We start from the raw sequence: 677 nt of genomic DNA, 5'->3' as shown, positions 1-677 counted from the left end.
CGATATATTTATATTAATACATGCAGCACAAAACTCTGCGAACCTTTTATATTCTTTTGTTTCAATAAACTGTTGTGTATTATTCATTGAAATACCTCTTAAGTTTTGACTTTTTAGAATCAGTTTTGCTTGGTTGCTTCTCCATGCCTTCTTGCTTTGATAAAGCAATTTCTTCTACCACTGTTCTTCCAGTATCAATTTGTTTTTTAAGGTTTTGACGGACTTTATTTCTTGCTGACACAATATCTTTTAAATCGACTTGGTAATCAGAAATTTCAGGTGAAATCGCAGTACATAGGTATTCACCTTTATAAAACACTCGAATTTCTGCGATATCCCTTGGATCGTAACGGATGATGACTGTTTCACCAATATATGCAGCGAGGTTTAAATCGATATACCTTAAACCTTGGAAGTGAATGCCATCCGAATGCACCTTCCTCGGTTTTGCGACATTTAATAATAATAAATCCAGACTTTCTAAACTATCTGGCATATTGGGTAGGAAACCAGAATCATTCCAAGCTTTTATCGGTTCTTTTTTTGTTGTTCCGTGCCTCCTATGATGATAGTTATATATAATGAAATTTGATAATTTTTCATCCAACTCTTTAAGAGTAAGCAGGGAAGGGCTGTTCTGATTGCCAATATATCCAGGCAAATCTTGTAGAAACAAT

1 protein-coding gene is annotated in these 677 nt (G+C 34.3%); it reads right to left on the bottom strand.

The genetic code is table 11. The features are described 5' to 3' along the window. Positions 1-79 precede the first annotated feature (79 nt). Positions 80-677 (bottom strand): Mu transposase C-terminal domain-containing protein (locus KA878_RS13805; protein ID WP_210142233.1); only part of this gene is annotated, 598 nt, incomplete at its 5' end.

The sequence above is a fragment of the Staphylococcus sp. GDY8P57P genome, from assembly GCF_017892585.1.
Taxonomy (GTDB): domain Bacteria; phylum Bacillota; class Bacilli; order Staphylococcales; family Staphylococcaceae; genus Staphylococcus; species Staphylococcus borealis.
The sequence above is the reverse complement of the archived record's forward strand: the minus strand, read 5'-3'. Positions and strand labels throughout refer to the sequence as shown.